Source organism: Salimicrobium album (genome assembly GCF_900107115.1).
In the GTDB taxonomy this organism is placed as follows: Bacteria; Bacillota; Bacilli; order Bacillales; family Halobacillaceae; genus Salimicrobium; species Salimicrobium album.
The window spans coordinates 25,545-39,118 of the sequence record NZ_FNOS01000004.1; the positions used below are offsets into that span (position 1 = coordinate 25,545).

Below are 13,574 nucleotides of genomic sequence, written 5' to 3' on the forward strand. Positions count from 1 at the left end.
TATAAAAAGGAGAGGTTATTTTGGAACAAAACCAATGTTGTCATCACCAACATGGACATGCAGAATGTATTCGTATTGTTCCCATTTTCAACCATCTGGAAGACTCACAAATGGATTTGATTGCCGAATCTGCCAAGACACTTCATCTACAAAAAGGGGAAATGTTATTCCGTGCAGGTGAGAAAGATGATACCTTATATATTATCAATTCAGGTAAGGCTCGGATTTACCGCTTATCGGATTCTGGAAAAGAACAACTTGTTCGCATTTTAAATCCCGGTGATTTTACAGGTGAAGTCGCCATTTTCCAATCTGGAAGTATTCATGAGAACTATGCGGAAGCACTACAAAATACATCCATTTGTTTAATTAAACGAGAGGATTTACAAGAGTATTTGGTGGAATATCCGCAGATCTCATTAAAAATACTGTCAGAAGTAACGATGCGTTTGAAGGATTCTGAAAAACAAACCACACAAGTAGCGATTGAAAATGTAGAAACCCGCATTATATCCTTTTTAGCTGAGAATGTTGAAAAGGGAAGTGGCAATAGTCCAACGATTATCTTACCAATGTCCAAAAAGGATTTAGCCTCGTATCTTGGTACCACACCAGAAACAATCAGCCGTAAATTTACTACTCTAGAAGAACTTGGATTGATTAAACAGTTACCGAAAAAGAAAATTAAAATAATGGATTTAGATCAATTGTTAAAATAATTTTAATATTCGAATATATTCCAATACTTACTTGAAGAACGTTTAGTTGTTGACGAAAAGCATCTCCTTTTGTATCCTTATTAAACATACCATTTTACTAAGGATTAGAAGGGGCTGGACTATATGAAGAAAGTTTTCGGTTTTATATTTATTATTATTTTCATGGTGATCCTCAGCGCATGCGGATCAAATGGAGAAAGTGAGTCCTCTTCCGATGAACAGAGCGGAAGCGTGTGGGAAAGCATTCAGGAAGAAGGGGTACTTACGGTTGGTACGGAAGGGACGTATGCTCCATATACTTTCCACAACGAGGAAGATAAACTTACCGGGTATGATGTGGAAGTTGCGAAAGAAATAGGGAACAGACTCGGGGTCGAAGTGAATTTCGAGGAAACGAAATGGGACTCCATGTTTGCAGGACTGAACAATGAGCGTTTTGATATGATTGCCAACCAGGTCGGCATCAAACCGGACAGGGAGGAGAAGTATGCATTTTCCGAACCCTACACGTATACCTCTGCTGTCCTCGTAACTCAGGAGGACAATGAGGATATTCAAAGCTTTGAGGATCTGGAAGGCGTGACTTCCGCTCAGTCGCTGACCAGTAACTACGCGTCCATTGCCGAGAAGCACGGTGCGGAAATCGAAAGTGTCGAAGGATTTAATCCTGCGATGGAACTTCTGGCAAACGGCCGGGCAGACGCGACCGTGAACGATCGTTTATCCGTACTGGATTTCCTGAATACGAGAGGAGATAAGGCCGGAGTGAAAATTGCGGATCGCAAAGATGATGCTTCCGAAACAGCGATGATGTTCCGCCAGGGGAATGAAGAACTGGTGGAAGCGGTGAACGGAGCTCTTGAAGAAATGAAAGAAGACGGCACGCTGAAAGATATCTCCAACGAATGGTTCGATGAAGATGTTTCTGTTCAATAGTTTTCTCTGGCTGAGTTCGGATAATATAGAAATACTGAAGGAGTCGTTCCTGCCACTGATGCGGGGAGTGCTTACTTATACGATTCCTCTGTCCCTGCTGTCATTTTTTATAGGGCTGGTTCTTGCGATTGTTACGGCACTGAGCCGTCTGTCAGGTATAGCTTTACTGTCGGGAACGGCGCGGGTGTATGTATCCATCATCCGCGGAACGCCGCTTCTCGTTCAGTTATTCATCGTCTATTTCGGTCTCGGTAATCTCGGGGTGGAATTCTTGAAATTCGAACCGTTCACCGGCGCACTGATCGCTTTTTCCCTGAACACGGGTGCTTACGCTTCCGAAACGATCCGGGCATCGATTCTTTCCGTGAACAAAGGTCAGTGGGAGGCGGCCTCGTCCATCGGAATGTCCTACATGCAGTCGCTTAGGCGGGTGATTCTGCCACAGGCGGCCCGCGTTTCGATACCGCCGCTTTCCAATTCGTTCATCGGCCTCGTGAAAGAGACGTCACTCGCTTCGACGATTCTTGTGAGCGAAATGTTCCGGAAAGCTCAGGAAATCGTCGCGACCACTTACACACCGCTTCTGCTGTATATCGAAGCGGCAGCTATTTACTGGGCGATCTGTTTCGTCCTGTCCCTTATTCAGGGTGGAATCGAAAATAAAATGAACCGTTATGTGAATACGTGAGGAGATTTTTATGATTACAGCAACAGATATATCAAAACGTTTCGGAGACTTAGAAGTACTGAAACAAATAAATATGGAAGTGGGCACAGGGAAAGTCGTCGTCATCATCGGGCCGTCCGGTTCCGGAAAAACGACCCTCCTGCGGTGCCTGAACCTGCTGGAACAGCCGGAGTACGGAAGTCTTACCATAGATACGCAGACGATAGAATTCCGTGATAAAATTTCCAAGCACAAAGTCCGGAACTTCCGCAGACTGTCGGGGATGGTTTTTCAGACGTATAATCTTTTCCCTCATTTCACTGCCATCGAAAATGTGATGGAAGGGCCCGTAATTGTCCAGAAAGTGAAAAAAACGGAAGCGAGACAGAAAGCGGAAGGGATTTTGGCTAAGGTTGGGCTGAAAGAGAAAGCAGATACGTACCCGTACCAGTTATCCGGTGGTCAGCAGCAGCGTGTCGGGATTGCAAGGGCAATGGCCATCGATCCGAAAGTGATGCTTTTCGATGAGCCTACCTCCGCTCTTGACCCCGAGCTCATAGGAGAAGTGCTGCAAGTCATGAAGCAGCTGGCAGAAGAAGGACGTACTATGGTCGTCGTCACCCACGAAATGAATTTTGCGAAAGAAGTGGCGGATGAAGTTATTTTTATGGATGAAGGGGCGGTCGTGGAGAGAGGGACACCCCTTGAAGTGTTCGAACAGCCGAAAGAGGAGCGGACGAAACGGTTTCTCAATCTGCTGAAAGAGTAAAGAGCTTAGTTAACAGCACCTCTGCCTCAGGGGTGCTGTTAATTTGAAAATAAATAAATCGAAATTTTTAGAGAAGGAAGAGACAATGGAACAGAAACTATTTTATAAAAGAGGAGTGCGTACGTATGACTTATATTCTTCAGATGGATTTTGACATAGACGGTCCGTTCGGCGAGGAGATGGCCGAAGGTTTTGCCGGGATGGCCGAGAGTATTAATGAAGAAAAAGGATTTCTATGGAAGGTATGGACCGAGAATCCGGACACGCAGGAAGCCGGTGGAATTTATGCTTTTGAGACGAAAGAAGCGGCGGAAGCCTATCTGGAAAAGCATTCCGCAAGGCTTGAAGAGTTCGGCATCACCGGTATCCGTTCGAAACTGTTCCGGATGAACGAAACACTTACGAAGATTAACCACGGAACTGCGTGATTCTTAACGATTGCAATGGAGCCGTCATGACCGGTTTCCGTTGCAATTTTTTTGATTTTTTTATTTTCGTGACGTTCGGGGCCTTTTTGTGCCGGTGAACGGCACGCAAATGACCGAATCGTTCCCTTCAGGAGACAATCGACTGCCCGGAAGTAAGGATTCAAGGCTAATCCTGCCCTTCGCAACCCTCGGAAGTGGCCCAGTGTAACGAAAGCCTGGAGTGATTCGTTAATTTGCAGTTTTTTTGTTTGTATTTGCTGAATGCTCCCTTGTCACTCGTGAACGCCACGAAAAAGACTGATTCGTCCGTTTCCACAGAAAAAATTCACCGGGTATTGTCCCCAGTTTAGGTGACATATAAAACCAATATCAGATTTCAAAAGACACAACCGTTATTTTCAGAAAATTTGAATTTAAGTATTGTAAAACGCTTTCAAATATATTAGTATGAACTAAATCGATTTACTAAATCGGTTTAGTCGATTGGTAAACTACTTTGAATGACAGGAAGAGGAATGAAAATGAAGCGAGTAACTATGGCTGACGTAGCACAGAAAGCGAATGTATCCAAAAGCACCGTTTCTCAATTTTTAAATCAGAGATACGAATTCATGGGTGTTAAAACAAAGCAGCGTATCGAGAAAGCGATAGAAGAATTAGGTTACCAGCCTAATATGATTGCACGTTCTCTAAAGCAAAAATCGTCTACGACAGTAGGGGTGATAGTAGCAAATATCTCACACGAATTTTCGACCCGAATTATTCAAGTGATTGAGCATAGTCTGCACCAGTTAAATTATCATGTCATTGTATGTAACGCTGAAGATAATCCTGAAAAGGAAAAGAAATACATTGATATGCTATTAGCTAAGCAGGTGGATGGTTTAATAATTTTTCCTACAAGTACAAATGTGAATGTATATAACGAGTTGAATGTCCAGGATTTTCCGCTTGTTTTTATTGATCGGTTCGTACCGGAAGTCGAGGTGCCTACGATTATGCTCGATAATAAGCAAGCTTTATGTTTAGCAGTGAAGGAACTGGACCGTGCTGGATATGAAAGGGTAGGCATTCTTACTAATTCCACCATCTTTAACGTGGCTCCTAGAGTCGAAAGGATTGAAGGATTTAAACAAGCCTGTCGGAAGTACGGCCTGCCAGTTGATGAAACCTTCATTAGAGGAGTGGAAACGGGGAAAATGACTGAAGAACTTAGAGGTATTTTTCAAAGTCATGAACCTCCGGAGGCTCTGGTTGCCGGGAACGATCTGGTTCTTATGGATATATTAAAGTATGCGAGAGATCATCACCTTCGTATTCCTGACGACTTAGCAATTATAGCTGTGGATGACGTTTCCTTTTCTTCTATATATAACCCTGCAATTACGACTATTGCTCAACCAATAGAAAAAATGGGAGAAAAAGCATCTGAAATACTTATTGAAAAGATCCTCGGTAATAAAAATATAGAAAAAGATATTATACGCTTTCCAGCAGCTTTGGTTAAGCGAAGTTCATGTTAGGAGTGATATTAATGCAAGACATAATGCGAACAGTAAGTGAAGAAGTCATGGAAGTGCTTGAAGAGGTTTCTGAAGAGGAAGCGAAAAAAATAGCTTCTCATCTTCATGAAGCTGATCGTATATTTATAGCAGGAAATGGAAGGTCGGGTCTTGCAGGAAAAATGTTTGCCATGAGACTAATGCATGTTGGTTATGAAGTATACGTGGTCGGTGAAACTATCACTCCCAGCATTACAGGGGGAGATATATTTTTGGTTATATCGGGGTCCGGTAATACAAAGTCCCTTGTGGATCTTGCTGAAAAAGCAGGCGGGGCAGGGGCACATGTGTTAGCTGTGACTACAGATGAAGAATCAAAATTAGGAGCAATTGCCTTGGATACTTTAGTAATTCCTGCAGTTACAAAAAATGATGGTTCAAAAAAAACCACTATTCAGCCTTTAGGAAGTCAGTTTGATCAAAGTGCGCACCTTTTACTGGACAGTTTAATCGTTTATATGACGAAATATTTTGCTGAAGATGATGAGAACTCATGGAAAGGAAAACACGCTAATTTGGAGTGAGGAGGGATTGAATGTCTGTAAAACAAGTGATGGATGGCAGGATTGTGGCGGTTATCCGCCATTCTAAAGTAGACAACATCATATCGATTATCGAAAAATTATCTGAAGGAGGTATTCATACAATCGAGGTTACGGCAGAAACAAAAGACTTCAGGAGCATACTTGAAAAAGCAGTGAATCATTTTGAAGGTACAAAAACAATGATTGGAGCTGGAACTGTAAATACAGTACGAGCAGCTAAAGAAGCATTGGAAGCCGGAGCGGATTTTATAGTTTCTCCAGCCTTGAACGAAGAAGTAGTGAAGTTCGTTAAAGGAAAAAATGGAGTGATGGTTCCAGGAGTAATGACGCCTACAGAAATTATGAATGCTTATCACTTGGGTGCTGATATGGTGAAAATATTCCCGGCCGGTGTGATGGGGGCATCTTACATCAAAAGTATACAGGTTCCCTTGCCAGAGATGCCAATCATGGTCACCGGTGGTATAAATGAAAAAAATATGAAAGATTTTTTTGAAGCCGGAGCAGATGTAGTAGGGTTAGGCAGTGAACTGGTAGATGCAAAAAATATAACTGAAAAAACACTACAGGAAATAAAGGAAAAAGCTGAAAAAGTAATGAAAACAATTAAATGATCAGGAGGATTCTAAATATGAAAAAATTATTCGGAATTATTTTACTTGTTGTTGTTTTTGTTTTGAGTGCTTGTGGCAATTCTTCAGAAGAAGGAAGCGGTGGGGAAGGTAGTGAAGACCCTCTGAAGATAGTTGCTGCTCATAACCAGACAGATCCGGAAAACCCTTACCAGAAAGGTTTGTTAGCTTTTAAAGATTCAGTGGAAGAAAAATCTGATGGAAATATAGAAGTGGAAGTACACGCAGGTACAATCGGTACCAGTGAAACTGAACTTGTAGAGAAACTTCAAACTGGGGCTGCAGATGTAGTGTTGGTTTCTCCGGGTTTTATGACTTCCAGTGGTATAGATCAGGTGGATCTGTTTGCCTTCCCTTACCTTTTTGAAAGCTATGAACATTGGGAGAAAACTGTACAGGGGGAAGTAGGAGACGAAATGGCACAAATCATTAATGAAGAATCAAACAATGATTTCCGGATGCTTGGTTACTGGACAGCAGGAGTCCGTCACTATTACGGAGACGAACCACTTCAGAAAATGTCGGACCTTGAAGGTAAAAAAATCCGCACACAAACTTCTGGAGTAGTTGCGAATTTCTGGGAAGAAACGGGCGCAGTACCTTCATCTGTTGCGTGGGGGGAATTGTATCAAGCGCTGCAGCAGGATGTCGTAGATGCTGCTGAAAACGCTTACCCTTACTTTGTACAACAAGACCATCATCAAACACCGAACGGGAAATATATTACAGAAACTGGTCACGATTATACTACCCGTTTCCTTATGATAAGTGGGGACACGTATGACAATCTCACTGATGAGCAGAAAGAAATAATCGATAAGGCTTCTGAAGCTTCCGTAGAAGCTGAGTGGGAAGAACTGCACGCCCAGGAAGAAGAATATAAACAACAGGCGATTGACGATGGAGCCGAAGTTAATCAGATCGATCGTCAGCCATTCATTGATCTTGCTAAACCTATTCAGGACAAAGTAGCAGAGAAAATTGGCGTAACAGACTTGCTTAAGAAAATCAGGGAAATAGGAGACTCAGTCGAAGAATAATAACAGTGGGGGCAATCCGCGTGCCCCTGTTTTGTTCAGGAGGGAAGAGAGATGGCTAAAGCTGTTCATATTATTGAAAGAATTCAGACGGCAGTTGGACTATTGTTTCTCAGTTTGTTCTTCGGGGTTCTTCTATATCAAATTATAACGAGACATCTGGGCATCTCTGTCATATGGACAGAGGAACTGGCGAGTTATTCTTTTGTATGGTCGGTGTTTATGGGGGCTGCAGTGATGGTTAATCGGAAAGAACATTTTAGTTTCGATATGCTCGTTAAAAAGTTGAAGGGAAAATCATTACTTGTACTTTTAATGGTGAATGACTTCATTCTGCTTATTTTTAACAGTGCTCTGTTCGTGTATGGAATTAAAGTTGTTACGGAGTTCTGGGGGAATCAGTGGGTAGCTTTACCATTTATGAAAATGGGCTACGTTTGGATTGCTGTTCCGATCATGGCTGGGACGATGATTATTTATACCCTGCATCATGTTGTTATCAGATTTCAAAGTGTGTCGAAAGAGGGGGTAGAAACATGGGCATCTTCCTAGTAGCTGCGTTTGTTCTTTTGATGGTCATCGGCATACCGATCGCCTTCGTTATAGGCATTGTTGCTTTGCTTGGCATTGTAAACATTGAATATATTCCAGAGATGACTGTACCAATGAAAATGGTTAACGGTTTGGATTCATTTGTTCTTTTGGCAGTGCCTCTTTTCATTTTGGCTGCTAACTTAATGAACTCCGGAAAGATTTCTCAGAAGTTAATCGATTTTTCTCTGGGGATTGTCGGTCACATCCGCGGAGGACTGGCTCAATCGAATATTCTTGTTTCTATGTTATTTGCAGGGGTATCTGGTGCTTCTCAGGCAGACACAGCAGGTGTTGGGAAAATTCTTATCCCGAATATGAAGAAAAACGGTTATGACAATGAAACAGCTGTAGGTGTAACGGCAGCTTCTTCCACAATCGGCGTTATCATTCCTCCTAGCATTCCGATGATCATTTTCGCTGGCATTACTAATGTTTCGGTAGGGGCTCTGTTTCTAGCCGGAATCGTTCCAGGTATCTTGATTGCACTCACTATGATGATCTTCGTATATTTCTTGGCTAAAAAAAATAATTTTGAACGTCAGGAACGTGCCAGTTTTAAAAAAGTACTGAAACTTTTCGGAGACGCTTTACCGGCGCTGATTACTCCGATAATTATTGTAGGAGGCATAGTTACCGGATTTTTCACAGCTACAGAAGCAGCTGCGGTAGCTTCTGTTTATACGCTACTGGTCAGTATGTTCTACTACCGTACATTGAAAGTGAAACATTTGCCGAGAATCTTTTTTGATACTTTGGCGTTAAGTTCGTTATCATTATTTGCTCTTGCGGCTGCAAGTGCTTTGGGTGAATTGATGAGTTACTATCAACTTGGTATGCATGCACAATCCTTTTTCGATAATTTCATTGACGCGAAGTGGGTATTTCTTTTGATTACGATAGGCTTCTTCCTAATCGTCGGAACTTTTATGGATGCAATTCCTGCAATGATTTTGTTTGTCCCAGTTATTATGCCTGCAGCAATGCAGTTCGGGGTGGGGGATGTGCACCTTGGACTGATAGTAGTTATGACGCTCGCAGTCGGACTCGTTACGCCGCCTTATGGTTTGTGCCTATTACTTGCAGCGAAGATTGGTAACTTACCAATTGAACGTTCTTTTGTAGCAGTAATACCATATATTACAATCGTATTGCTAGTACTCGGTTTTGTGACCTTTTTCCCTGAAGTAGCAATGTATATTCCGAAACAATTGAGTCCCGAGTTATTTGGAGTAATGTAAATGAACTCGCTAAAGCGAAGAGCAGCTCTGGAAGCACTTAACTGGATTGAAGATGGAATGACTGTTGGACTAGGTTCAGGATCGACTGCGGAAATCTTCCTTCACGGGTTAAGACATAAAAACATCCAGGGAGTAGCAAGTTCAAAAAAAACAGAGGTGCTGGCTCGCTCCCTTGGAATTCCACTTGTGGAGACAAACGATATTGATGTAGCGGTTGACGGCACAGATGCCGTGGATGATTCTTTAACCTTGATAAAGGGGGGAGGAGGTTCACTTGTACGTGAAAAATTAGTGGCATATCACGCAGATGTTTATATCGTCATCGGAACGAAAGAGAAATGGAAAAAGACACTGCATGATGAAACTGTGCCGGTCGAAGTTCTCCCTTTTCTTCATGAGGGAACTGAAGAGTTACTATTATCGGCAGGAGGCCACTGCACCCTGAGACTGGATACGAAAAAGAATCCTTTTGTTAGCGACAATGGGAACTTTATATATGATTGTACGGACATAGGAGAAGTAATTGATTTTCATGAAAAAGTCGTTCGTCTTCCTGGGGTTGTAAATACAGGTGTATTTTTAAACCTTGCAGATATTGTACTGATTGGGGAAGATACGGGAGTGAGAACGGAAAGGAGACATAAGGCATGAAAGATGTTATTACAATAGGTGAAGCGATGGTCGTCTTCAACCCCAGTAAAACTGGACCATTGAGATTTGTTCCTTCTTTTGATAGAAACATCGGGGGAGCGGAACTGAATGTCCTGGTCGGCTGTGCAAGACTTGGCCTTACTACCGGTTGGCTGAGCAGTCTTGGGGAAGATGAGTTCGGTACGTTCATCAATAACTTTGCTCGGGGAGAAGGGATTGATGTGAGCGAAGTGAAGAGGACAAGAAATTATCCAACTTCTCTCAATTTTAAAGAGATCCGTGAAGATGGTAGTGGGAAAACATTTTATTATCGGGACCAGACGCCTACCAGGGATTTATACGCAGAAGATTTGAACGAAAACTATATTAAAAATTCACGTATTCTTCATGTAACGGGGATTTTTCCTGCTTTACATGAAGGGGCACGGTTGTATATGAAAGAAGCGATTGCGATAGCTAAGCGATATAATGTGACGATAGCTCTCGACCCGAATATTCGTTTGAAATTATGGAGTAAGGAAGAAGCGCGCGAAACATTGAAGACTTTCTTACCGGACGTTGACATCCTTCTGGCAGGAAAAGAAGAGATGGAAATTATTTTTGAAACAGATGATGAAGATGAGATGTATGCCCGGGCTCAGTCCTATAAAATTCAGGATATCGTTATTAAAGATGGGAAGAACGGGGCTTCCGGAATGAGAAATGGTATTAGCCTTCATGAGAAAGCGAGGAATCCTGCGAAGGTAGTGGATACCGTAGGGGCCGGAGACGGTTTCGACGCTGGATACCTTTATGGTTATCTGCAAGGATGGAGTTTAAAAAAATGCCTCCAATTTTCTAACACAATAGGATCAATGGTAGTTAGCGTAATCGGAGATAATGAAGGACTCCCTTATTTGTCAGAGGTTCAGGAAGTACTTGGGGAAAAAGAAATGATTGAGAGGTGAGATAATGAAATTACAATTAGCTTTAGACCGTCTCACACGGGAGGAGTGTCACAGAGTACTTGAAGAAACCGATGCCTACGTCGACATTATTGAAGTCGGTACCGGTGTTATCAAGGAATATGGAATGGATATAGTGCGTGATTTACGTCGTAGTTATCCGGATCACGAAATTCTCGCTGATATGAAAACTTGTGATGCCGGGAAAGCGGAGACTATGCAGGCGCTAGATGCAGGAGCTGATGTCACAACGGTGATGGCTTTTTCCTCAGAAGCGACGATTAAAACATGTCTTGAGACAGCTAAAGGAAAAGGGAAGGTGATGATTGATCTGTTAGGTGTAACAGATCGTGAGAAAGTACATGGTCTTCGTAAGCTTGGAACTGATTTTGTTAGTCTGCATATTGGGAAAGACCAGCAACACGGTGGGGGTATTTCAAGTGAAACTTTCTCTTTTTTATCAGATATGGATGTGAAAATAGCAGTAGCCGGGGGGGTGAATCTGGAAACGATTGATGTAGTAGCTGCCGAAGCTCCTGATATAGTTATTGTTGGAAGTGGTATAACAAAAGCCTCAAATCCGAAGAATGCAGCTCGTAGATTTAAAGAAGCTATAGGTTGAATTCATCGATGTGGATTTCAGAAAAGATTTTGGTTAAGGTTGTTCTCCACCTTCCATAATCTTTTTTTATTACTTTAAAAATTATTTTCCCGGTGATGGTTACAAAAATCATCCATAATTAACGAAAACAGGCAGCTCCCTCAAAGGAACTGCCTGTTTTCATTATTCTTCCGCCATTTCCGTTTTCAGCTTGCGAAGCGGCTGAGGCGGGCATGATTTCTGAGTAAGACGGGAGACGATGATGATCGTCAGTAACCCGGCGACCATAGCGAGCGTCCGGAACGGGAAGAGGACGACCCCGTCTTCCATCATCGGATAAGGAAGGAAAGCCGGGAGTCCGAGCGCCGGTTCCCCGCCTCCGATACGGAGGAAGAACGATACACCGAGTCCGGCGAGCGCACCGTACGTGTTCGCTTTTTTATCAAAAAGTGCTGTCGTGAGCTGCGGGAAAAGTACGCAGTAAACGAGATCGGCACACAGATACCAGAGCGTGTACACGCTGTCGATGTTGAGGGCGACCATTGTCGCTGCCAGTCCGATCAATATGATAGAGATACGGATAGCGCGCTTAATGTCTTTTCCTTCGGCCTTCGGTTTAATCAGTGGACGGTAAATATTCCACGCTGCCATGGAAGAAGCAGATAGAATAGATGAGTCCATGGAGGACATAACTGCAGCCGCCACGGCACCGAGAGCCACAATAGCTACGAGATAAGGAGCCATATAGTTGATGACGTAGGCGAGAATATCGGAAGAAGCAGCCGGTCCTTCAATACCGTAGCTTGCCCAGTCGGCCGAGAATCCTGCTACACCGAGCATAACGGCCGGTACTGCAAGGATAATACAGAATACACCTGCCGCAATGGATAACCACATAGCGGTGTTTTCATTTTTCGATGAAAGTACTCTCTGGAAATAGACCTGCCACGGAATACCTCCAAAAATGAGAAGAAGGGCAGAGTCCCACCAGTAGAAGTACTGGTTTCCCCAGTCCGGATGATTCCAGCCGTCGAGAGGTGGAATCAGGTTCGTAAATCCGGCCATACCTTCTTTATAAGCTCCCCATGCCTGACCGAGTCCGCCTACTTCTGCAAGAGCGAAAGGCACGACGAGGAACATACCGACGATAATCATGATGATTTGCGCTACGTCGGTGAGCGCGACCGACCACATACCGCCGACGAACGTGTAGGCTACTGCAATGAGAGCCGAAACGATAATGGAAGTCGTGAAGTCTATACCAAGAATCAGTCCGAACGTGGATCCTAACGCTACCAGAATCGCAGCACTCCAGAAAAGTTCTCCAAGCAGTGCAGGCAGGTAAAGGACACCGGTCACTTTTTTACCGAAACGGACTTCGAGCGGATCGAGCATTGTCGTGAATTCATATCTTCTCATTTTTCGGGCGTAAAAAACCCCGCCTATAATCAGACTCAGGCCGAAACCCCACGGAGCCTGGACCCAGACGATACCGGAGGCGAATGTCGACTCAGCCGTACCGGCGATGTAACCGCCGCCGACCCAGGTGGCCGTCATCGTGAACATGGCGATCCATAACGGCATCGCCCGACCGGCGACCATCATATCTTTGGCACTGTCTGATTTTTTCCCGGCTGTAATGGAGCCTATGTAGAAGATGATAGCGTAGGCGATGAACATGAAAATGAGGGCGCCCCAGTTGACGTTGTTCCCCGTAAAACCTACATAGACGGCTACTCCGAGAAGTAACCCCAGAAATCCGAACGTTCCTGCTTTTTCATAATTTTTATTTTTCTTATCCTGCTTCCCTTCTGGTGTTTCAGATGGTTGCGGTTGCACGAAACCACTCCTTTGCAAGTATTTGTTATGTGTAGTGTGTATGTTTCCGGATGTAAAGCTTACGACGGTACCGTGTCGCTTAATTAATTTAAAACGTTTAATAATTATTAAACAATCAACATGTATTACTGTAACGTACAATAAAATAATGTCAACTCCGCTCCCGGGACAAAACCGGCCTCCTAGCTACAAAGACAAGGGATAGAGAGAATTTCAGAAAAATCCTTCTCCATGTATAGGACATGGAAGGCTTTACATAGGAAATGGGAAAAGTTCAGGCTCCCGGAAATCGTTCCTTTCATTAAAGGCTCTGAAAAGACTCTAAATTTCCTTTCTCCAATAAGAAAAGTTTAGCGGGCTCCGGTTTACAACTAAAAAATCATGTGCTAGCATGAAAATTGTTAAAAACGTT

The 13,574-nt window shown here is 43.3% G+C and carries 15 protein-coding genes; 14 read left to right on the top strand and 1 reads right to left on the bottom strand.

Going from position 1 to position 13,574, the window contains the following annotated elements; all coding sequences use genetic code 11:
• Nucleotides 1-20: 20 nt before the first annotated feature.
• From BLU03_RS08090 to hxlA, 14 genes are all read left to right on the top strand, one after another.
• Entirely contained in the window at nt 21-719 is a 699-nt protein-coding gene (locus BLU03_RS08090) for a Crp/Fnr family transcriptional regulator (protein WP_076572643.1), read from the top strand.
• Between the two features lie 123 nt (nt 720-842).
• Nucleotides 843-1,655 carry an amino acid ABC transporter substrate-binding protein gene (locus BLU03_RS08095; protein WP_093107050.1) on the top strand — a complete coding sequence of 271 codons (813 nt, stop codon included), beginning with the start codon at nt 843-845 and terminating at the stop codon, nt 1,653-1,655.
• Nucleotides 1,633-2,343 carry an amino acid ABC transporter permease gene (locus BLU03_RS08100; protein WP_176765444.1) on the top strand — a complete coding sequence of 237 codons (711 nt, stop codon included), beginning with the start codon at nt 1,633-1,635 and terminating at the stop codon, nt 2,341-2,343. The genes BLU03_RS08095 and BLU03_RS08100 overlap by 23 nt, the downstream gene beginning before the upstream one ends.
• 10 nt (nt 2,344-2,353) lie before the next feature.
• A complete protein-coding gene (locus BLU03_RS08105; RefSeq protein ID WP_093107054.1) occupies nt 2,354-3,091 on the top strand; it encodes an amino acid ABC transporter ATP-binding protein in 738 nt (245 codons plus the stop codon).
• A 125-nt stretch (nt 3,092-3,216) separates the two neighbouring features.
• Nucleotides 3,217-3,519 (top strand): monooxygenase, encoded by a 303-nt coding sequence (locus tag BLU03_RS08110; protein WP_093107056.1) that lies wholly within the window; start codon nt 3,217-3,219, stop codon nt 3,517-3,519.
• A 521-nt stretch (nt 3,520-4,040) separates the two neighbouring features.
• Nucleotides 4,041-5,042 (top strand): LacI family DNA-binding transcriptional regulator, encoded by a 1,002-nt coding sequence (locus tag BLU03_RS08115; RefSeq protein WP_093107058.1) that lies wholly within the window; start codon nt 4,041-4,043, stop codon nt 5,040-5,042.
• Nucleotides 5,043-5,053: 11 nt separating this feature from the next.
• Entirely contained in the window at nt 5,054-5,605 is a 552-nt protein-coding gene (gene hxlB, locus BLU03_RS08120; protein WP_176765445.1) for a 6-phospho-3-hexuloisomerase, read from the top strand.
• 11 nt (nt 5,606-5,616) lie between these two features.
• On the top strand, nt 5,617-6,240 hold the full coding sequence (locus BLU03_RS08125) for a bifunctional 4-hydroxy-2-oxoglutarate aldolase/2-dehydro-3-deoxy-phosphogluconate aldolase (protein WP_093107062.1): 624 nt from the start codon (nt 5,617-5,619) through the stop codon (nt 6,238-6,240).
• A gap of 17 nt (nt 6,241-6,257) precedes the next feature.
• Nucleotides 6,258-7,298, top strand: coding sequence for a TRAP transporter substrate-binding protein (locus tag BLU03_RS08130; RefSeq protein ID WP_093107064.1), 1,041 nt, complete (start codon nt 6,258-6,260; stop codon nt 7,296-7,298).
• A gap of 51 nt (nt 7,299-7,349) precedes the next feature.
• Nucleotides 7,350-7,847, top strand: a complete 498-nt coding sequence (locus tag BLU03_RS08135; protein ID WP_093107066.1) for a TRAP transporter small permease — start codon at nt 7,350-7,352, stop codon at nt 7,845-7,847.
• Nucleotides 7,832-9,127 carry a TRAP transporter large permease gene (locus BLU03_RS08140; RefSeq protein ID WP_093107067.1) on the top strand — a complete coding sequence of 432 codons (1,296 nt, stop codon included), beginning with the start codon at nt 7,832-7,834 and terminating at the stop codon, nt 9,125-9,127. The genes BLU03_RS08135 and BLU03_RS08140 overlap by 16 nt, the downstream gene beginning before the upstream one ends.
• Nucleotides 9,128-9,778: a ribose-5-phosphate isomerase RpiA gene (gene rpiA / locus BLU03_RS08145; protein WP_093107069.1), complete on the top strand. Its 651-nt coding sequence runs from the start codon at nt 9,128-9,130 to the stop codon at nt 9,776-9,778.
• Nucleotides 9,775-10,725, top strand: coding sequence for a sugar kinase (locus BLU03_RS08150; protein ID WP_093107071.1), 951 nt, complete (start codon nt 9,775-9,777; stop codon nt 10,723-10,725). Before rpiA ends, BLU03_RS08150 begins: the two co-directional genes overlap by 4 nt.
• Before the next feature lie 4 nt (nt 10,726-10,729).
• Nucleotides 10,730-11,344: a 3-hexulose-6-phosphate synthase gene (hxlA, locus tag BLU03_RS08155; protein ID WP_093107073.1), complete on the top strand. Its 615-nt coding sequence runs from the start codon at nt 10,730-10,732 to the stop codon at nt 11,342-11,344.
• A 162-nt stretch (nt 11,345-11,506) separates the two neighbouring features.
• Here the strand turns inward: hxlA and BLU03_RS08160 are convergent, their stop codons facing one another.
• Nucleotides 11,507-13,162 (bottom strand): sodium:solute symporter family protein, encoded by a 1,656-nt coding sequence (locus BLU03_RS08160; RefSeq protein ID WP_093107075.1) that lies wholly within the window; start codon nt 13,160-13,162, stop codon nt 11,507-11,509.
• Nucleotides 13,163-13,574: the final 412 nt, after the last annotated feature.